At 67.2% G+C, this 18365-nt stretch carries 22 protein-coding genes; 10 read left to right on the forward strand and 12 right to left on the reverse strand.

All coding sequences use genetic code 11. From position 1 onward, the window contains the following. Position 1 precedes the first annotated feature (1 nt). The gene (locus ACQPW1_RS33960) at positions 2–667 is read left to right on the forward strand and encodes a TetR/AcrR family transcriptional regulator (protein WP_433656130.1); all 666 of its coding nucleotides are present in this window, start codon (positions 2–4) and stop codon (positions 665–667) included. A 148-nt stretch (positions 668–815) separates the two neighbouring features. Beyond that, the gene (locus ACQPW1_RS33965; RefSeq protein WP_433656132.1) at positions 816–1415 is read left to right on the forward strand and encodes a DivIVA domain-containing protein; all 600 of its coding nucleotides are present in this window, start codon (positions 816–818) and stop codon (positions 1413–1415) included. Between the two features lie 483 nt (positions 1416–1898). Here the strand turns inward: ACQPW1_RS33965 and ruvB are convergent, their stop codons facing one another. The 4 genes from ruvB to ACQPW1_RS33985 all read right to left on the reverse strand — a co-directional run bounded on the left by ruvB (position 1899) and on the right by ACQPW1_RS33985 (position 4692). Continuing rightward, a complete protein-coding gene (gene ruvB / locus ACQPW1_RS33970; protein WP_433656134.1) occupies positions 1899–2981 on the reverse strand; it encodes a Holliday junction branch migration DNA helicase RuvB in 1083 nt (360 codons plus the stop codon). Positions 2982–2987: 6 nt separating this feature from the next. Next, entirely contained in the window at positions 2988–3590 is a 603-nt protein-coding gene (ruvA, locus tag ACQPW1_RS33975) for a Holliday junction branch migration protein RuvA (protein ID WP_433656136.1), read from the reverse strand. Next, on the reverse strand, positions 3587–4156 hold the full coding sequence (ruvC, locus tag ACQPW1_RS33980; RefSeq protein ID WP_433665407.1) for a crossover junction endodeoxyribonuclease RuvC: 570 nt from the start codon (positions 4154–4156) through the stop codon (positions 3587–3589). The genes ruvA and ruvC overlap by 4 nt, the downstream gene beginning before the upstream one ends. Before the next feature lie 137 nt (positions 4157–4293). Then, positions 4294–4692, reverse strand: coding sequence for an acyl-CoA thioesterase (locus ACQPW1_RS33985; protein ID WP_433656138.1), 399 nt, complete (start codon positions 4690–4692; stop codon positions 4294–4296). Positions 4693–4831: 139 nt separating this feature from the next. Here ACQPW1_RS33985 and ACQPW1_RS33990 point away from each other — a divergent pair, with 139 nt between their 5' ends. After that, a complete protein-coding gene (locus ACQPW1_RS33990; RefSeq protein WP_433656140.1) occupies positions 4832–6310 on the forward strand; it encodes an alpha/beta hydrolase in 1479 nt (492 codons plus the stop codon). An 8-nt stretch (positions 6311–6318) separates the two neighbouring features. On the opposite strand, the gene ACQPW1_RS33995 is transcribed toward ACQPW1_RS33990, so the two are convergent. Beyond that, positions 6319–7275: a GlxA family transcriptional regulator gene (locus ACQPW1_RS33995; protein WP_433656142.1), complete on the reverse strand. Its 957-nt coding sequence runs from the start codon at positions 7273–7275 to the stop codon at positions 6319–6321. Positions 7276–7345: 70 nt separating this feature from the next. On the opposite strand from ACQPW1_RS33995, the gene ACQPW1_RS34000 reads away from it, so the two are divergent. The 4 genes from ACQPW1_RS34000 (at position 7346) to ACQPW1_RS34015 (ending at position 9612) form a co-directional block, all read left to right on the forward strand. Further along, complete coding sequence (locus ACQPW1_RS34000) at positions 7346–8290, forward strand: NADP-dependent oxidoreductase (protein ID WP_433656144.1); 945 nt, start codon at positions 7346–7348, stop codon at positions 8288–8290. A gap of 72 nt (positions 8291–8362) precedes the next feature. After that, the gene (locus ACQPW1_RS34005) at positions 8363–8569 is read left to right on the forward strand and encodes a DUF5988 family protein (RefSeq protein WP_433656146.1); all 207 of its coding nucleotides are present in this window, start codon (positions 8363–8365) and stop codon (positions 8567–8569) included. Positions 8570–8689: 120 nt separating this feature from the next. Beyond that, complete coding sequence (locus ACQPW1_RS34010; protein WP_433656148.1) at positions 8690–9121, forward strand: metalloregulator ArsR/SmtB family transcription factor; 432 nt, start codon at positions 8690–8692, stop codon at positions 9119–9121. Further along, positions 9118–9612 carry an SRPBCC family protein gene (locus ACQPW1_RS34015; RefSeq protein WP_433656149.1) on the forward strand — a complete coding sequence of 165 codons (495 nt, stop codon included), beginning with the start codon at positions 9118–9120 and terminating at the stop codon, positions 9610–9612. Before ACQPW1_RS34010 ends, ACQPW1_RS34015 begins: the two co-directional genes overlap by 4 nt. Here ACQPW1_RS34015 and ACQPW1_RS34020 read toward each other — a convergent pair. Both ACQPW1_RS34020 and pdxT read right to left on the reverse strand, forming a co-directional pair. Next, on the reverse strand, positions 9609–10361 hold the full coding sequence (locus ACQPW1_RS34020; protein ID WP_433656151.1) for a YebC/PmpR family DNA-binding transcriptional regulator: 753 nt from the start codon (positions 10359–10361) through the stop codon (positions 9609–9611). The two genes, ACQPW1_RS34015 and ACQPW1_RS34020, sit on opposite strands and share 4 nt — an antisense overlap. Positions 10362–10477: 116 nt before the next feature. Continuing rightward, a complete protein-coding gene (gene pdxT, locus ACQPW1_RS34025) occupies positions 10478–11122 on the reverse strand; it encodes a pyridoxal 5'-phosphate synthase glutaminase subunit PdxT (protein ID WP_433656153.1) in 645 nt (214 codons plus the stop codon). A 113-nt stretch (positions 11123–11235) separates the two neighbouring features. Here pdxT and ACQPW1_RS34030 point away from each other — a divergent pair, with 113 nt between their 5' ends. Further along, entirely contained in the window at positions 11236–13032 is a 1797-nt protein-coding gene (locus ACQPW1_RS34030; protein ID WP_433656155.1) for an APC family permease, read from the forward strand. Between the two features lie 168 nt (positions 13033–13200). On the opposite strand, the gene ACQPW1_RS34035 is transcribed toward ACQPW1_RS34030, so the two are convergent. After that, positions 13201–14019, reverse strand: coding sequence for an acyl-CoA thioesterase (locus ACQPW1_RS34035; protein ID WP_433656157.1), 819 nt, complete (start codon positions 14017–14019; stop codon positions 13201–13203). A 138-nt stretch (positions 14020–14157) separates the two neighbouring features. Here ACQPW1_RS34035 and ACQPW1_RS34040 point away from each other — a divergent pair, with 138 nt between their 5' ends. Together ACQPW1_RS34040 and ACQPW1_RS34045 are read left to right on the forward strand one after the other, a co-directional pair. Further along, the gene (locus tag ACQPW1_RS34040; RefSeq protein ID WP_433656159.1) at positions 14158–14763 is read left to right on the forward strand and encodes a hypothetical protein; all 606 of its coding nucleotides are present in this window, start codon (positions 14158–14160) and stop codon (positions 14761–14763) included. A 212-nt stretch (positions 14764–14975) separates the two neighbouring features. After that, positions 14976–15377: an HIT family protein gene (locus ACQPW1_RS34045; RefSeq protein WP_433656161.1), complete on the forward strand. Its 402-nt coding sequence runs from the start codon at positions 14976–14978 to the stop codon at positions 15375–15377. A 59-nt stretch (positions 15378–15436) separates the two neighbouring features. Here ACQPW1_RS34045 and ACQPW1_RS34050 read toward each other — a convergent pair whose 3' ends face one another. From ACQPW1_RS34050 to ACQPW1_RS34065, 4 genes are all read right to left on the reverse strand, one after another. Beyond that, positions 15437–16171, reverse strand: coding sequence for an SDR family oxidoreductase (locus ACQPW1_RS34050; protein WP_433656163.1), 735 nt, complete (start codon positions 16169–16171; stop codon positions 15437–15439). 224 nt (positions 16172–16395) lie between these two features. Beyond that, positions 16396–16890: a hypothetical protein gene (locus ACQPW1_RS34055; protein ID WP_433656165.1), complete on the reverse strand. Its 495-nt coding sequence runs from the start codon at positions 16888–16890 to the stop codon at positions 16396–16398. Between the two features lie 145 nt (positions 16891–17035). Next, positions 17036–17356 (reverse strand): 6-carboxytetrahydropterin synthase, encoded by a 321-nt coding sequence (locus ACQPW1_RS34060; RefSeq protein ID WP_433656167.1) that lies wholly within the window; start codon positions 17354–17356, stop codon positions 17036–17038. Between the two features lie 65 nt (positions 17357–17421). Continuing rightward, positions 17422–18315, reverse strand: coding sequence for a LysR family transcriptional regulator (locus ACQPW1_RS34065; protein ID WP_433656169.1), 894 nt, complete (start codon positions 18313–18315; stop codon positions 17422–17424). Positions 18316–18365: the final 50 nt, after the last annotated feature.

The following is an 18365-nucleotide window of genomic DNA, read 5'->3' on the forward strand; positions in this document are numbered from 1 at the left end:
AATGACACATCATTCCGTTTGTGACGACTGTATCATCGGTGGCGTGACGAAGCCATTGACGCGTGCCGAGCGGCGCAAAGCCGAGCTCCGCCAGGAAATCATCGACACCGCCTTCGTCTGCTTCTCGGAGAAGGGCTATCACGGCACCGGGATCGCTGATATCGCCGGTCACCTGGGCATCGGGCACGGCACCTTCTACCGGTACTTCAGCAACAAGCGCGACATCATCGACCACGTCATCGATGACCTGTCGGCCAAGATCATCGACACCCTCGGCACCGAGAACGCCCCGGACGCCGCCACCACGCTGGACGAATACCGCGCGCAGACCGACCGGATCGGCCAGGCGCTGACGCACATCCTGATGGATGACCGCCGGGTCGCCCAGCTGCTGCTCGTGCACGCGCCCGGCATCGACGAGGAACTGACCGCGCGCCTCTACGGCCTGCTCGACATGGCCGACGCGCTCACCGCCGGATATCTCGACCACGGGGTCGAACTCGGTTATCTGCGAGCGGATTTGGATACCGTCAACACCGCGCGGGCGGTGACCGGCATGCTGCTCGCCGGGATCGTGCACGGCCTGCGCGATACCGACGCGGGGGCCATCCAGGGGCTCAACGAGGCCATCCGGCGGCTGCTGATCGACGGTGTCCGCAAGGACTGAGCAAATCGATAAGCCCCCTGACGGCGCTGGCGGCGTTAAGGTGAGGGAACAGTTCCGACGTGTCCGCCAGGGGGCGCTCGTGGTCGCAAGAGACCAGGGAGTACGAAAAACGCACATTCCGACGGACCGGCGCACCGGGCCTGACAGAATGTCGCCCGTGACCCCCGAGGATGTGAGCCGGATCAGTTTTGCGACACCACCATTCGGGCAGCGTGGTTATCACGCGGACGAAGTGGACGCCTTCCTCGACCTCGTCGCGGCGACCATGGCCGGACGAGGCGCCCTCGCCGCGGATGACCTGCGGCACGTCACCTTCGACGCACCCCGGCCCGGTGGGCGCGGATATCGCGCGGATCAGGTCGACGAGTATCTGGATCAGGTGCGCGTCGAGCTCGAGATCCGCCAGCGCGGAGTGCGGCCCGCACCGTCCGGCAACGGGCAATCGATGCTCAGCCCGGATGACGTGCAGCGGATGCAATTCACGCTGTCGCCGGTCGGTCGTCGTGGGTACCACGAAGACGAGGTCGACGCATTCCTCGATCTGGTCGCCGCGACCCTCGCGCACGGCGGGCCGGGCAGCCTGACCGTGGCAGATGTGCGTTCGGTGCGATTCACCGAAGCACGACTCGGAACCCGTGGATACCAGCGCGACGAGGTCGACGCATTCCTCGATCTGGTGGTCACCGCCCTCCAACACGCCGAACACCAGCACCACCGCTGGACCCTGCACCGCGACGTCGGCGAGTAAGCGCGCGGCGCCAGTCGCCCCGCACCAATTCGCCCCACGCGCACGAAATCGCTAGCAATTTCGTGCGCGTCAGCACCGTTCGTGCGCGGCAGCACCGTTCGCGCGCAGCAGCACCGTTCGCGCGCAGCAGCACCGTTCGCGCGCGGCAGGCGAGCTGAGCTAGTCGCCGCGCACTGATTCGCCCGGCGCGCACGAAATTGCTAGCAGTTTCATGCGCGCCAGCACAATACGTGCGCGGCAAGCGATCCTCGGAAACCAACTCGATGAGCCACCGTCCAGCTGCGCACCGATGGCATCGCCGCGCACGAATTCGCCCGCCGCGCACGAGATTGCCAACAGTCTCGTGCGCGGCAGCACGAAACGTGCGCGGCAGCGGGGCCCGCCGAGGTGGGTGGTGCGCGAAGTGGGAGCTGCTCGTGTGTCGGTGCACAGTGTGTGTCGCAGTAATCCCGGTGAGTGGCGAGAAAGGTCTGTGGCGCTATCTCACTCGACGATGTCGGGGGTGGGTTGGGGGTCGCGGCCGCGGACTTCGATGGAGCCGAAGACCAGGTCGGGGGGTGGGACGAGGCCGAGGTGTTCCCAGGCTGCGGCGGTGGCGACGCGGCCGCGGGGGGTGCGGGCGATCATGCCTGCGCGGACGAGGAAGGGTTCGCAGACCTCCTCGACGGTGGCGGCCTCCTCCCCTACGGCTACCGCGAGGGTGGAGACGCCGACGGGGCCGCCGCCGAAACTGCGGACCAGTGCGGTGAGTACGGCGCGGTCGAGGCGGTCGAGGCCGAGCACGTCGACGTCGTACACCTCCAGTGCCGCGCGCGCGATGGGCAGGGTGATCATGCCGTCGGCACGGACCTCGGCGTAGTCGCGGACTCGACGGAGCAGGCGGTTCGCGATGCGGGGCGTGCCACGAGATCGACCGGCGATTTCCGCGGCGGCGTCGCGATCGATCTGCACGCCGAGGATCTGTGCCGAACGCAGAATGATCAGCAACAGCTCGGCAGGGTCGTAGAAGTCCATGTGCCCGGTGAAGCCGAAGCGGTCGCGCAGCGGGCCGGTCAGTGCTCCGGATCGGGTAGTCGCGCCGACCAGCGTGAACGGGGCGATATCGAGCGGAATCGAGGTCGCGCCAGGGCCTTTGCCGACGACCACGTCGACGCGGAAGTCCTCCATCGCCAGGTAGAGCATTTCCTCGGCGGGGCGGGCGATCCGATGGATCTCGTCGATGAACAACACGTCGCCGTCGACCAGGTTGCTCAGCATGGCCGCAAGATCGCCCGCGCGTTCCAGTGCCGGGCCGGACGTAATGCGCAGTGCGGTGCCGAGTTCGGTCGCGATGATCATCGCCATGCTGGTCTTGCCGAGGCCGGGCGGGCCGGACAGCAGCACGTGATCCGGTGTGCCGCCGCGTTGTTTAGCACCGCGCAACACCAGCGCCAGCTGCTCGCGTACGCGAGGCTGGCCGATGAAGTCATCGAGCGACTTCGGGCGCAGACTGGCCTCGATCTCGCCGTCGGACTTCAAATAGCTTGGCGTGACCTGTGATTCGTCCGGCTCTTCGTCGTAATCCATGCCGTATTACCGATTCTTGCCGAGCAGGTTGAGCGCGGCGCGCAGCCCGATGGATGTGTCGGCGGCGGGCTGTTCGGCGAGGACGGAGTCGATGGCCTGTTCGGCCTGTTTGGCCGGGAAGCCGAGTCCGGTGAGCGCCTCGACCACCTGGTCGCGCACCGGGGTGATGACCGGGGTGGCGGCACCGGGCGGACCTGCTTGCACCGGAACGAGATTCACCTTGTCGCGCAGCTCGACCACCATGCGTTCGGCGCCGCGCTTGCCGATGCCGGGGACCCGGGTGAGTGCGGCGACGTTGCTTTCGGCGAGCGCCTTGCGCAGCGCCTCGGGTTCGAGCACCGCGAGTACCGCCATGGCGAGACGGGGGCCGACGCCGGACACCGTTTGCAGCAGACCGAACAGGTCGCGCGCCTCGGTGTCGGCGAAGCCGAACAGCGTCATCGAGTCCTCGCGGACGATCATCGCCGTGTACAGCCGGGTTTCCTCGCCGCGGGTCAGCGTGGACAACGTGGCCGGGGTGACGTTGAGCCGGTAGCCGATGCCCGCCGCCTCGATCACCGTGTGGTCGAGGGCGATTTCCAGCACCTCACCGCGTACCGACGCGATCACCTCTGTACCGCCTTCCGTTGTTCGGCAAGCCGTTCCGCGTACTTGCGTTGCGCCGCGGCCGCTTGGGCTTCGGCCTTGGCCATTCGGTCCATCAGCGGCGCCCGCCAACAATGGCAGATGGCCAGCGCGAGCGCATCCGCCGCGTCGGCCGGTTTCGGCGCGACCTGCAATCCGAGTATCCGGGTGACCATGGCCGTGACCTGTGCCTTGTCCGCGGTGCCGTTGCCGGTGACCGCGGCCTTCACCTCGCTGGGCGTGTGGAACACGACCGGTATGCCGCGGCGCGCGGCCACGAGTGCGATCACGCCGCCCGCCTGCGCGGTGCCCATCGCGGTACGCACATTGTGCTGGGCGAAGACGCGTTCGATCGCGACGGCCCCGGGTTTATGCGTGTCCAGCCACAACTCGGCGGCATCGGCGACCTGGAGTAGCCGGTGCGCGAGATCCATGTCGGGCGGCGTACGGACCACATCGACCGCGATCGCGGTGACCTTGCGGCCGATCCCGCCCTCGACGATGCTGAGGCCGCACCGGGTGAGCCCGGGGTCGACGCCCATCACCCGCACGAAAACCCCTCTCGCAGACACGAACAACTGTTCGAGAGTTTAGCGGAGGGTGGGGCTTTCCCGGTCCAGCGACACGAGGTGCGCGACCCTCATACCGAGCGCTGCGCCACACCCACGATGGTCGGTGCGCCGAGCGCTTATGAGGTACCCGGGAAACCTAGTAGCTCCGGTTTACTAGCGCGAGCTGCCCACTCACGCGCCGGATCGGTGACGAGACGACGCGCTTTGAGGTCGAGCAATCCGCTGACATTGATCACCGTGGCGGCCACCTCACCGTCCGCGCGGGTCAGGATCTGTTCGACGCGGTACGTCTTGCCGGTCCCCCACAACCACGCGCAGGACACGTCGACCGTGTCACCGCCCCGTAGCTCACGATGGAACTTGATCGTCGTCTCGAGATTGACCGGCCCGAATCCGTCGGCGATCAACTCGTCGACGGAGATCCCCGCCGCCTGCACGCACGCGAACCGCGAGTGGTCGGCGTACTGGTGATACGCAGCGCCGGTGACATGCAGCTGCGGATCCAGATCGGACACACGGACTTCTAAGCGAGTACTGAACGGCACGGCCCCGACTATGCCAGCGCCCACCGACAAGTTCGGCCGCGCACAGCACCCAGGTTGGCTGGAGCAGATTCACAGGGTGTCTCGAGGAACGGTGTCGACAATGCCGTAGGTGTCTGCCCCTGGAGTGCCGTTCGCCGCGCCCGCGACCCCGGTGACACCACCGGCCCCGCAGCTGCCGTCGGCGAATCTGAATCCGAACTACCAGAACACCTTTCATCACGGGATCTCCCTGTTGCACGGGTGGCTGCCGTTGACCGTGGAGCTCGTCGCGGTGGTGTTTCTACTGGTCGCGGTCGCGCGAAGAACGCGGCGGTGGTGGGTGATTCAGGTGCCGGTGTGCGTGCTGATCGGTGTTCTCGGTGCACTGGTCGCGCGCTGGTATGTGTCGAATCAGGGGTTGGCGTCGGATCCCGCGCCTCTGCTGCTGTGGGCCTGTGTCGGCGGAACCGCGGGCGCGCTGGCCATCGCGGTGCTCGGCTGGCGGGGTGCGGGTTGGTGGCGACGTGGCGTTGCGGTGCTTGCCATTCCGTTGGCGCTGCTCAGTACCGGGCTAGTACTGAACCAGTGGGTCGGCTACTACCCCACCGTGCAATCGGCGTGGGGTGCGCTCACCGCCGGCCCGCTGCCGCATCAGACCGATCTCGACGCGCTGGCCGGATTGCGCAACACCGACGTGTCGGCGGGCAAGGTCGTGCCGGTCCAAATCCCCGACTCCGGCAGCAGCTTTCCGCATCGCACCGAGTACGTGTACCTGCCGCCCGCCTGGTTCGCCGGGCCCACTCCGCCCACGCTGCCCGTGGTGATGATGATCGGCGGCGAATTCAACACGCCCGCCGACTGGATCCGCAGCGGACAGATCATGCCCGCCGTCGACCAGTTCACGGCGGCCAACGGTGGCCACGCGCCGATCCTCGTCTTCGTCGACTCCAGCGGCAGTTTCAACAACGACACCGAATGCGTGAACGGCCCGCGCGGCGACGCCGCCGACCACCTGACCCGAGATGTGCCGAGCTACCTCGAATCCCGCTTCGCCGCCTCCGCCGACCCCGCGCAATGGGCGGTGGTCGGCTGGTCTATGGGCGGCACCTGCGCCGTCGACCTGGCCGTCATGCACCCCGAACTCATCCGCACCTTCGTCGACATAGCGGGCGATATCGGCCCCGTCTCCGGCACCAAGGACCAAACCATCGCCCGCCTCTTCGGCGGCAACGCCGACCAGTGGGCCGCCTTCGACCCACTCACCGTCATGGCGAAACACGGCCAATACACCGGCACCGCAGGCCTTTTCGACGACCTCACCCCACCCCAGCACCGCAACCCCACCGGCAACGCCGCGCCACGCGGACACCGCCCCGCGATGGCGGACGACGACACTGCCGGGATGGGCGGCCACGACGGCGTCCAAGACACCGGCGAAGTCGGCGCCGCAGAAAAGCTGTGCAACCAGGGCCACGAAGTCGGCATCGACTGCACCATCCACACCACCCAGGGCGGCCACACCTGGCAATTCGCCGCCGCCGCCTTCACCTCATCCCTCCCCTGGATATCCGCCCGCCTAGGTCTCCCCATCCCCAACACCCCCTCATGATCGGCTGCTCAGGCGGGCGAGAGGGTTCGGGTGAAGGTGCGGCGGTAGGCCTGGGGCGATACCCCGATCGCCTCGTGCAGGTGCTGGCGCAGCGAGGTTCCCGTGGCGAAGCCGACTTCGCCTGCGATTCGGTCGACCGTCATGTCGGTCGATTCGAGGAGGTGGCGGGCACGGAACAGGCGTTGCTGAATCAGCCAGCGGCCCGGGCTCATTCCGACTTCCTCGCTGAAGCGGCGGGCGAAGGTGCGTTTGCTCATGCGGGCTTGAAGTGCGAGTTCGTCGACGGTGAGCGGCAAGTGGAGGTTCTCGAGGGCCCACTGCCGCGCGACGGCCGTGCCCGCCGAGGTAGCAGGCGGGACGGGCTGCTCGATGTACTGAGCTTGGCCACCATCGCGCCACGGCGGCATCACACAGCGCCGAGCGACCGCGTTGGCGACCGCACTGCCGTGATCGCGGCGCACGATGTGCAGGCACACATCGATGCCCGCCGCCGCACCCGCGGAGGTGAGCACGTCATCGTCGTCTACATAGAGCACATCGGGATCGAGCCGAACCCGCGGGAACGTGCGCCGGAAGAGGTCGGCCTCGCGCCAATGAGTCGTCGCGGGGCGACCATCGAGCAGACCGGCGGCCGCCGCGACGAACGATCCGGTGCAGATCGCGACGAGCCGGGCATCGGGCCGGATCCGGGCGAGCGCGTCGCGCACCGGCTGGGGCAGGGCGCCGCCGAGGGTCATCGAGATGTCGCAGGCGGGCAGGATCACGGTATCGGCGGTGTCGATGATGCTGCTGTCGTGCGCGACGGCGATCGAGTAGTCCGCGATGGTGCGCACCGGCTCGCCGTCGAGCGAACAGGTGCGGATCTCGTAGCGTCCGCCCGCACTGCCGAACACCCGATTCGGGATGCCGAGCTCGAACGGGTAGACCCCGTCCAACGCCAGCACCACCACGCGATGAGCCTTCATGGCACGATCATATCGAAGAATGGCAATCGTGCCATTTCCTGACGCTTTCCCGGGCGGCAAACTCGATGCAATGAGCGAAAACATGCGTGCGATCAGCCAGGACATCCTCGGCGGCCCCGAGGTCCTCACCGAAGTCCAACTCCCCCGCCCGGTCCCGGGTCCAGGCGAGATCCTGGTCCGGGTGCGTGCCGCCGGACTCAACCCGACCGACTGGAAGCACCGGGCCAACGGCGGCTTCCTCGGCACGCCGCCGTTCGTCCTCGGCTGGGACGTGTCCGGCGAGGTCGCCGAGACGGGCGTCGGCGTGACCCTGTTCCAACCGGGTGACGAGGTCTTCGGCATGCTGCCCTACCCGTACGGCCATGGCGCACTAGCCGAATACGTCGTCGGCCCGGCCCGCGCCTTCGCCGGCAAACCCGCGAACCTGGATCACGTGCAGGCCGCTGCGATCCCGCTGGCGGCGCTCACCGCCTGGCAGGCGCTGGTCGATACCGCCGACCTGCACGCCGGACAGCGAGTGCTGATCCACGCGGCGGCAGGCGGAGTCGGCCATTTCGCCGTCCAGATCGCGAAGGCCCGCGGCGCGTACGTCATCGGCACGGCCAGCGCGCCCAACCACGATTTCCTGCGCAGTATCGGCGCGGACGAGGTGATCGACTACCGCACAACCGATGTCGCCGAGGCGGTCCGGGACGTGGACGTGGTGCTGGATTCGATCACTGACGAGAACAGCATCCGCTCACTGCGCACGCTGCGTCCGGGTGGTCTGCTGGTCACGCTCCGCCCGATCGGCGAGGTCGATCTCGCGGCCGAGGCGAACAAGCTGGGCGTGCGCGCGCTGCGCATGCTGGTGGAGGACGACCACGCGGGCATGGTCGCGTTGGCCGGGCTCATCGACTCCGGCAAGTTGCGTCCGACGATCGCGGGAACCTTCCCGCTGACCGACGCCGCGAAGGCGCATGCGTTGGGCGACACCGGCCGTACCGTCGGCAAACTAGTTGTCACTGTGCCCTGACACCGAAACTTTTCCGCGCGGCGCTTCGGTGAATCCGCGAAATCGAGACGGTCACGCTTCTACCATCCGATGATGAGCACTGTTGTGAAGGCTGTCCTCGAGGGCGGGCCGAAAGACATGCCCGCGCGAATCGTTCCCATCACCCCGCCGGGGATCGAGTTGAAAGTCCCGTTCAAGGGTGGTTACGAGCACTTCAAGGTGACCCTCAAGGAGAAGGACACCCCGGAGGGGCGGTTGCGTGTTTACGAATGGTCCAGCCGGACCGAGGTCCCGGAGTGACGCGCGCATAACCGTCCAGTGCGGCCGGTCGGATCATCGACCGGCCGCCTTCCCATGGCTCGGCCGGGAAACACCGGGCAACTATGGACAGATGCGTAACCGGCTGGTTACGCTTTCCGGGTGGATGACGTAGCGGGCGCGATCGCCGATCCGATACGGCGGCAGATCCTGACGTTGCTGCGCGGGACCCGGCTCACCGCTGGCGAGATCGCGGGACAGTTCGACATCAGCAGGCCCGCGATCAGCAGGCACCTGCGGGTGCTGCGCGAAAGCGGCCTGGTCCGTGACGAACTCATCGGCAGGCAGCGGTACTACGTGCTCGATCCGGCGCCGCTCACCGAACTCGCCGACTGGATCGCCCGCTTCGACACCACCACAGCGCCGGGAGCGAGCGACCCATCAACACAGCGCCCGTGGGCACGACGGAGCCGAGCGTCAGCGAGGCGCAGTCGGGAGCACCGGCTCGACGCGCTCGAAACCGAGGTCTACCGGACGCGTCGCGAACACCGCGCCACATCGGCGGACCGGAACCCCAAGGAGAACACGGCATGACCCTCCGACCCATCGGCCGCCTCGACCGCACCGACGGCAACCGCGACCTGATCCTGACCAGGACCTATCGCGCGCCGATCGAGGATGTGTGGGCCAGCGTCACCGAATCCGACCGCACCGCACGCTGGTTCGGGCCGTGGGAGGGCGAGGCCGGCACCGGCGGAAACATCAAGGTGCAGATGGTGCACGAAGAGGGCAAGCCGTGGTGCAACGCGCACATCGACGCGTGCGAACCACCGCGGCGGCTCGAGATCACCACCAACGACAGCTACGGATCGTGGCATCTGGAGGCGGTGCTGACCGAGACCGACGGCGTCACCGAACTCGTCTTCACCCACCACCTGGAGCCCGAGGCACCCATCGCCGAGGTCGGCCCGGGCTGGGAGTACTACCTGGACGCACTCGGGGCGGCCCGCACTGGTGCGGACCACCCCGATTTCGAGGACTACTACCCCTCGATGAAGCAGTACTACGAAAGCCTGCCGGACTAGTCGTCCAGCTGGGCCAGGATCTCGTCGGAGATGTCGACGTTGGTGTAGACGTTCTGCACGTCGTCGCTGTCTTCGAGTGCGTCGACCAACTTGATCACCTTGCGGGCACCGTCGGCATCGACCTCGACCGAGACCGACGGCTGGAAGCCGGATTCGGCGGAGTCGTAGTCCATGTCGGCGGCCTGCAGCGCCTTGCGCACCGGGATCAGGTCGCTCGGGTCGCTGATGATCTCGAAGGAGTCACCGAGGTCGTTGACCTCCTCGGCACCCGCGTCGAGCACGGCCATCAGGACGTCGTCCTCGGACAGGCCGTTCTTCTCCAGCGTCACGACGCCCTTGCGGTGGAACAGGTAGGACACCGAACCCGGGTCGGCCATGTTGCCGCCGTTGCGGGTCATCGCGACACGCACCTCGCCCGCGGCGCGGTTGCGGTTGTCGGTCAAGCACTCGATCAGCACCGCGACACCATTGGGGCCGTAACCCTCGTACATGATGGTCTGCCAGTCGGCGCCGCCGGCTTCTTCACCGCCGCCGCGCTTGCGGGCACGTTCGATGTTGTCGTTGGGCACCGACGACTTCTTCGCCTTCTGGATGGCGTCGTAGAGCGTCGGGTTGCCTGCGGGGTCACTGCCACCCGTGCGGGCCGCCACCTCGATGTTCTTGATCAACTTGGCGAAGAGCTTGCCGCGCTTCGCGTCGATCCCCGCCTTCTTGTGCTTGGTGGTGGCCCATTTGGAGTGGCCGCTCATTCCCTACTTCCTTCAGGTCGATGGCACGTTTGGTGTTGTGTACCGTACCGGCCCGGCCGGACGGACAACTTCTCCAGCCTACTCGGCCGGTCATCGCGGCCGGAACGGCGCGTGAACTACGCGTCCCGGACCAGGTCCACGAACATCCGGTGCACCCGCAGATCGCCGGTGACCTCCGGGTGGAACGACGTCGCGAGCACGTTCCCTTGCCGCACTGCCACAATGCGCCCGGCGAACGGTCCGTCGGGCACCGTCGCGAGCACCTCCACACCGTCGCCGACGCGCTCCACCCAGGGCGCCCGGATGAACACTGCGCGCATCGGGCCGTCGTCGAGGCCGGTGAATTCCAGGTCGACCTCGAAGGAGTCGACCTGACGGCCGAAAGCGTTGCGGCGCACCGTCATATCGATGCCGGACAGGTGCTGTGCGTCGGGCCGAGTATCGAGCACCTCGCTCGCGAGCAGGATCATCCCGGCGCAGGAACCGAAGGCGGGCATGCCATCTCGCAGTCGCGCGCGCAGCGGCTCGAGCAGTTCGAAGACCTCGAGCAGCTTGCTGATGGCGGTCGATTCGCCGCCGGGCAGGATCAGCGCGTCCACCTCGGCCAGCTCGGACTCGCGGCGCACCAGGACCGGTTGGGCGCCGCAGTGGGCGAGGGCCGCGACGTGTTCCCGCACGTCGCCCTGCAGGGCCAGCACGCCGATGGTGGGGCCGGTCGGGGCGAGGTCGGCGGCGGGTGCGGCGACCGGGGAAGCGTTCACGTCGGAAAGTTTACGAGGCGTACAGGTGTGGGCCTGCTCACGGCCCGCGTCAGGGTTCCGTCAACGCCGGAGTAATCCGGCCGCGGCGGGCCGACACTATCGAGGTGATAGCTGTGTTGTCGCGCAAGGTGCCCGCACCCGGCGGAGATGCGAATACTGCCAGGCCCCGCCGTGGACTCACCGTCCCGACCGGTTTGGCCGGCCTTTCCCTCGATGCGATGGCGTCGGTCTCCTACGGTCCGGAAGCCATCGTGCTGGTGCTGGCCAGCGCGGGCGGCGCGGGACTCGGCCTTACGCTGCCGGTGACGCTGGCGATCGCGGCACTGCTCGCCGTGCTGGTCGCCTCCTACCGGCAGGTGATCGCGGCGTTCCCGAACGGTGGTGGGGCGTACGCGGTGGCCAAGGCGCATCTGGGGCATCGCACGAGCCTGACCGCGGCGGCCTCGCTGATCATCGACTACGTGTTGAACGTGGCGGTGTCGATCGCCGCCGGTGTCGCCGCACTCACCTCCGCGTTTCCCGCGTTGCTGCCGTACACGCTGTGGATCTGCGTGGCGATCCTGATCGGCATCACGGCACTCAATCTGCTGGGCATCACCGAGAGCGCCCGCGCGTTCATGGTGCCGACCGTGGTCTTCGTGGTCGGCATCTTCACGGTGATCATCGCGGGGCTGCTGCGTTCCGAGCCTGCGAGCGTCAGCGAAGGCGCCGCGACCGTGCTCGACATGCACACGGTCGGAGTTCTGTTGCTGCTCAAGGCCTTCTCCAGTGGGTGTGCCGCATTGACCGGTGTGGAGGCGATCGCGAACGCGGTGCCGAGCTTCCAGGCGCCGAAAGTGGTTCGCGCGCAACGGGCGGAGGTCGCGCTGGGTGCGCTGCTCGGCGTCATGCTGATCGGGCTCGCGCTGCTGATCGAGAAGTTCGAGGTGCACCCGATCGATGGCACCACGGTGCTCTCGCAGTTGACCGAGGCGGCGCTGGGGCACGGAATCGGTTACTACGTAGTGCAATTCGCGACAGTGATGCTGCTGGCGCTGGCCGCCAACACCTCGTACGGCGGGCTGCCGACGCTCACCAAGATCCTCGCCGACGACAACTGCCTGCCGCACCGGTTCGCGGTCAGCTCGCCGCGGCAGGTCTATCGATACGGTGTGCTGACCCTCGCCGTCGCGGCCGGCGCACTGTTGATCGGCGCGAACGGCAATATGAACGCGCTGGTCCCGCTGTTCGCGATCGGGGTGTTCGTCGGATTCACCATCGCGCAGGTCGGCATGGTGCGGCACTGGCTGCTGGCCAGGACCGGGGGCTGGCGGTGGCGGATGGCGCTCAACGGATTCGGTGCGCTGCTCACCTTCGTCGCCGCAATCGTCACTACCGCAATGAAATTCACCGAAGGCGCCTGGTTGATCGTGCTGATCCTGCCCGCGCTGGTGGTCGGCATGGAACGAATTCGCGACACCTACGGCAAGATCGGCGCGTTCCGCCGGTCCGACGAGATACCGCCGCCGCCGCAGGCGCGTGACGCGGTCATCGTGGTGCCGGTGTCCGAGGTTTCCGACTTGAGTTGCGAGGCTTTGTCCGCGGCACTGTCGATCGGCAAAGACGTTGTCGCGGTGCATGTTTGCCTGCCCGGCGAGTCGGTCAAGGCGTTCACCAAGGCCTGGGAAGCCTGGCACCCTGACGTGCGTCTGGTGCTGCTCGAGGACAGCGACGCGACCGTCGGCGGCCCGGTGGCGCGTTACGTGCGGGAGAACTTCGAGGGCCGCCGCAAGGTCGTCGTCATCGCCGAGGTCGACCCGCCGGTCGGCTGGAACCGCGTCCTGCCCAGCCACCGCAGCGACGAACTCGAACGCGTCCTGCGCCGGATGACCGACACAGTGGTCTGCCACCTGCGCGTCCAGGTGGGATAAAGCCTGATCGAATTCAGGCGGCCGCGGTGGTGTGAGTCGGCCACACTCACACCACTGCGGTCGACAAACGTTCCCGCCCCGCGCACGAATCCCCTTCCCGCGCACCAATTCGCTGACGAACTCGTGCGCCACGCACCACGATGTGCGCGGCGGCCGTCGGGGTGACCGTCAGTCGCGGAGGTTGCGGATGAGTCCTTCTTGGACTACCGCTGCGACGAGTTGGCCTTCGCGGTTGAAGATCTTGCCGCCGGTGAGGGCGCGGCCGAAGCCCGCGGACGGGGATGCCTGGTCGTAGAGGAGCCAGTCGTCGGCGCGGAACGGCCGCAGGAACCACATGGTGTGGTCGAGGGAGGCGTTCTGGGTCTGCTCGCCGGGGTGGGTCACCTTCGACGAGCCGAGCAGCGTCATGTCGCTCATGTAGGCCAGGGTGCAGACGTGGAACAGCGGGTCGTCGGGGAGCGGGTGCCGGTAGCGGAACCACACCTGCTGCTGGGAGACCACGCCGTCGCGGCGGGTCACCTGATCCTGCGGCACCGTCCGGATGTCCCAGTGCTCCCACTCGCGCATCGCCCACAGCCGTTCCGGGCTCATCGAGGTGCTGGCGTCCGGGAGTTCGTCCGGCGCCTGCACCGGGGGCATCTCATCCTGATGCTCCGGACCCTCGTCGCCGATGTGGAACGAGGCCGACATCGTGAAGATTGCCTGGCCGTCCTGCACACCGGTGACCCGGCGGGTGCAGAACGAACGTCCGTCCCTTATCCGCTCGACGAGATACACCGTCGGCTGATCCGGGTTGCCCGGCCGCAGGAAGTATCCGTGCAGCGAATGCACCTGATACCGCTCTTCGACCGTACGCACCGCCGAAACCAGCGCCTGGCCGGCAACCTGTCCGCCGAACGTGCGCGGAAGCTGAGTCTTCGTGGACGCGCCACGGAAGATGTCGCGCTCGAGCCGCTCTATCTCCAGCGCCTCTTCGATTGTCGCCATGGGCTGAGATTAACGCGCCACGCCGCCCGGCCCGTCCTCGGCCGTCCGGTGATCGGCCGGCAACGGGGTTCCGGTCCGTACGCACGTTCTCGCATGCCGCTGACGAGGGGCGGTCGCCCGGTTTGCTCTGATGGTCCGGTGCCACAGTTCGTTGCGATCACCCAGGACGCCCTCATCGAGCGTCTCGTCGAGCGCGTCCGTGTTCTGTCCGGCCGTCGGGTGATCGCGATCGATGGCGCCGATGCCGCCCGACCCGTCGACCTCGCGCGCCGAGTCGCCGCCGCATTGCGCGACACCGGCCGACCTGCCGACGTGGTCTCGCTGCACGATTACGTCCGCCCGGCCTCCCTCCGCGTGGAATTCGGCCGCGACGACATCTCCTACCGTACCGCCTGGTTCGACTACGACGCGCTTCGACGCGAAGTCGTCGACGCCCTGCGCACCGAAGGCCGCTGGCTCCCCGCCCTGTGGGACGAGGCCACCGATCGCTCGGCCCGCGCCGCGATCCGACCCGCCCCCGCCGACACCGTCCTACTCATCGCGGGCCCCATGCTGCTCGACCGGTCCCTCCAGTTCGACCTGTCCGTCCGCCTCGACATGTCGGAACCAGCCCTGCGTCGCAGAACCCCGACCGAAGATCACTGGACCATCCCCGCCCTACTCGCCAATGAATCCCCCACCACCCCAACATTCTTCGCACGCTGGGATCACCCCGACCGCCCAGCCCTCCGCCTCACCGACTAGCCCTGTCCTTGCTGTCTGTTCCTGAAGCAGTGCTCGATACCCATTCGAGGCTTCCAATCGTTAGATGCGCATATCCACGTAACCAGATGTCTTCGCGATCAGAGGGACATGACAGAGCGATTTACCGCCGCCATGCCTCGTTGTCCGTCGCTAGGGTCAATGAGATGGGGAGCGACTGCGGCGTCTGCGCTAAGCATCGAGGTGTCGGACCTGTGGTACGGCCGGTGATCTTCGAGGACGAGTTGATCGTGGTGACGCATCGCTCCCTCACCAAAGCTGCTGCGGTGCCAGGGTTTCTACTCGTCGAGACACGGCGGCACACGCCGAACCTGTCCTCCCTCACCGATGCCGAAGCATCGGCCGTCGGGCGGGCGGTCGCTCGAGCCGCGCGGGCATTACAGCGTGAGCTGGCACCGGAATTCGTGTTCTCCTCGATCACCGGACGCACGGTCGCGCACTTCCACCAGCGAGTCTTCGCCCGCCCCTTCGGCACTCCGCCGACGATTCCATGGACCGACGTCGACTCCTGGCCGGAATCCCCGCGTATCACCATCGCCGAGCTGATCGCCCTATCCCGCCGCCTCTCCACCCACTTCTCCCCCACCCCTCCGTGAGTGGCACACCATGGAGGGCTGCTCTCGACGTTTGCCTCCACCATGTGCCACTCGCGGGACTAGACCAGGCGGTGGCCGCCGTCGGCGTGTAGGACGGTGCCGGTGATGAAGGGGTTGTGCATTACGGCGAGCATGGCCTGGGCGATTTCGGCGGGCCGGCCGATGCGGCCGACGGGGAGACGGGCGGCAAGTTGTTGGTGGCGTTCGGTTTTGGCGTCGCCCGCGATGGTGTCCCAGATCGGGGTGTCGATCCAGCCCGGGGAGACGACGTTGACGCGGGTGGGGCCGAGTTCGACGGCCAAGGCGTAGGCGAGGGACGCGAGGGCGCCGTTGGCCGCGGCGACGATCGAGGAGCCGGGGGCGGGGCGGTAGGCGGCGATGCCGGAGGTGAAGGTGAGGGAGCCGCCGGGGGTTATCCGGGCGTGCTTCGCGAGTAGAGCGGGCCCGATCAGCTTGGCATCCAAGGTCTTTCGTGCCATCTCGACATCGAACGATGCGATGGGCTGATACACGCCCTCGACATCGACCGCGGTGGTCACCACATGATCGACCGGACCCACCTCGGTGAACAGTCGCTCGATATCGGTCTCACGGGTGATGTCGACGACGAGCGAACGCACCTTGCCCGGCCCATCGGGCAAGGTGCGTTCCGCGGCGGCGAGCCGCCCGGCCGAGCGGCTGGCGATGATGACCTCCGCACCTCCCGTCACCAGCGCGGCCGCCAAGGCCAATCCCATACCTGAGCTGCCGCCGACGATGACGACCCGCTCTGCTGTTGTCGCACTAACTGTCATGCCTCCACCCGACCATCGCTGCGGTCGAGTGTCCATGTCGCGCTAACGAATTCGCGTTAGCGCACCACTAACAGCACAGGTCAGCGCGCTCTGTAGCGCCTCGACGGAGCTGCGCCGAACGCCGCGCACCGACTGGGCTGGCGCGCACGAAATCGTTAGCAAATCAGTGCGCGCCCCACCAAAAGATGCGCGGCGAACCGCTAGGCCGAATGCCTGTTCGGCGGTCAGCTGGTGCAGGCTGGGGACTGAATGTTGAGGTTGGTGAGGGCACCGCAGGCCCAGGACTTCTGGACCTTCCACTTGCCGCCGTCGAGGACGAAGGGCACGTCGACGGTGTTTTCAGTGCCGTTGATGACGAATTTGCCTTGGGCGCTTACGGATTCGCCGAAAACGGTGACTCCGGTGATCGTGACCTGGGCGTTCGCCTGCTTGTACGCCCCGGCGAGGCGATTGGGCAGGTCCGGGTCGGCCTCGATCCCCTGCACGAGGTCCAACTTCTCCGCACTGGGCACCGCCGGATCCAACGCCTTCTGCAGCAGAGCGTTCAGCTCCTCGACGGTCGGCGGAGCGGGCTGATTCGCATTGGCAGTCGTGCTGGTCGTGGCGCTGGACGGCTTCGGCGGATCCGTCTTGTCATCGCTACCGCAGGCCGTCAGGCCCAATGCGGCCACGACGGCCAAGCCGGCAATCGCCATGCGTCCGGTCTTACGAAGCTTCAACTGCTCGTCCTTTGCGTTCGGCTGGTACATCGACAGTGATGCGGCGCCCACTACCGACGCAATGGTCGACAGGCATCGAAACGTCAAGCTACCCAGCACAATTGTGAGAACAGTAAGACGATGGTGTGGTACGGAGAAGAGTCGGTCAAATGCGGCTGTATCTGGTCGAGACGCCGAGGGACAGGTTCGTCAGCTCCACATAGGACAGCTGCGGTATCGAATTCACCAGCTGCTCATACGCCCACCGACTGACCAGCTCGGAGGTCGGACGGAACGGGAACTTCTCGGTCCATGAATCGGCCGTCAGCTCGACAACGAGTGCGTCGACCACGCCGTCGAGCTCATCGGTGTCGATGAACCATCCGCGATCGCCGAGCTGATCGTCCGCGAAGGCGAAACCGACCCGCAACTCGACCGCGAACGGCTCGCCAGGAGACCGGGTCGGGACGTCGCGAGCTCGCCGCACCGGAGACGGAAGACCCTGCCGTGCAGCGAATTTCCGCGATATCTCGATCCTGAACATGTTGGCAGTCAAGCCCGATCGGCGGTCGCCCGCCAGTCTGTATCGGCGACCAGCACGTCGACCAGCGCGCGCACGGCCGGATTGCGGATGGGCATGCGCCAGATGGCGGCGTAGGTGACGACCAAGGGACCGCCGCGGAGTGGGCGCCAGATGAGACCGGGGCGGTCGGCGACTCGCGACGAGCTGAGGCCGACTACGTCCGGGCGTAAGGGAAGTACCGCGAGCATCTGGGCGTGGCCCATGGCGCTGTCGCTGAGTCGCACGTGGGCGCCGCGGTCGCGTAATGCGCGCAGCAGCTCGTCGTGGAGTCCGGCGGCCGATTCTCTGGCGAACAGGATGAGTTCCTGGTCGGTGAGGTCGGCGGGGTCGATCTCCGCGGAATCCGCCAGTGGATGCGCCGAGGACATCAGAACGCCGAGTTCGTCGCGTGCGACCGGTTGCTGAGCGAAGCGGTCGGGCAGGGTGACCGGTGCGCGGACGAGCGCGAGGTCGACCTCGTCGTCATCGAGCAACCGAACCTGGTCGGCGGTGGTGCCGCCGGTGAGCACCATGCGGGTGCCGGGCAACAGCAGCTGCTCGATTCGTGAAGGGAGCCAAGGAGGTACGCCGTTGAGCAACCCGAATCGCAGCACCGGCGCACCCGCGGCGGACGCGCGCCGCGTCTCCCGCACCGCCGCATCCACCGACCGCAACACCTCCTTGCCGGTCCGGAACAACACCTCCCCCGCCGCGGTCAACTCGACCCGCGGATCCCGACTGAGCAGCGCCCCACCCATCTCCCGCTCCAACACCTTGATCTGCTGACTGAGCGTCGGCGTCGAAATGAACAACCGCTCCGCCGCCCGCCGAAAATGCAACTCCTCCGCCAGCACAACGAAGTACCGCAACTGCCGCAACTCCACGACCCCTACACCCGTCCACCGTCGATCAACCGACCAATTCCCGCCATTCC

The sequence above is a fragment of the Nocardia sp. CA-128927 genome, from assembly GCF_050955855.1.
GTDB lineage: Bacteria > Actinomycetota > Actinomycetes > Mycobacteriales > Mycobacteriaceae > Nocardia.

Coding starts and splice junctions, on each gene's coding strand:
- ACQPW1_RS33960 (WP_433656130.1), top strand. CDS start 2: ATGACACATCATTCCGTTTGTGACGACTGTATCATCGGTGGCGTGACG.
- ACQPW1_RS33965 (WP_433656132.1), top strand. CDS start 816: ATGTCGCCCGTGACCCCCGAGGATGTGAGCCGGATCAGTTTTGCGACA.
- ruvB (WP_433656134.1), bottom strand. CDS start 2,981: ATGGATTACGACGAAGAGCCGGACGAATCACAGGTCACGCCAAGCTAT.
- ACQPW1_RS33995 (WP_433656142.1), bottom strand. CDS start 7,275: ATGAAGGCTCATCGCGTGGTGGTGCTGGCGTTGGACGGGGTCTACCCG.
- ACQPW1_RS34000 (WP_433656144.1), top strand. CDS start 7,346: ATGAGCGAAAACATGCGTGCGATCAGCCAGGACATCCTCGGCGGCCCC.
- ACQPW1_RS34005 (WP_433656146.1), top strand. CDS start 8,363: ATGAGCACTGTTGTGAAGGCTGTCCTCGAGGGCGGGCCGAAAGACATG.
- ACQPW1_RS34015 (WP_433656149.1), top strand. CDS start 9,118: ATGACCCTCCGACCCATCGGCCGCCTCGACCGCACCGACGGCAACCGC.
- ACQPW1_RS34020 (WP_433656151.1), bottom strand. CDS start 10,361: ATGAGCGGCCACTCCAAATGGGCCACCACCAAGCACAAGAAGGCGGGG.
- ACQPW1_RS34035 (WP_433656157.1), bottom strand. CDS start 14,019: ATGGCGACAATCGAAGAGGCGCTGGAGATAGAGCGGCTCGAGCGCGAC.
- ACQPW1_RS34050 (WP_433656163.1), bottom strand. CDS start 16,171: ATGACAGTTAGTGCGACAACAGCAGAGCGGGTCGTCATCGTCGGCGGC.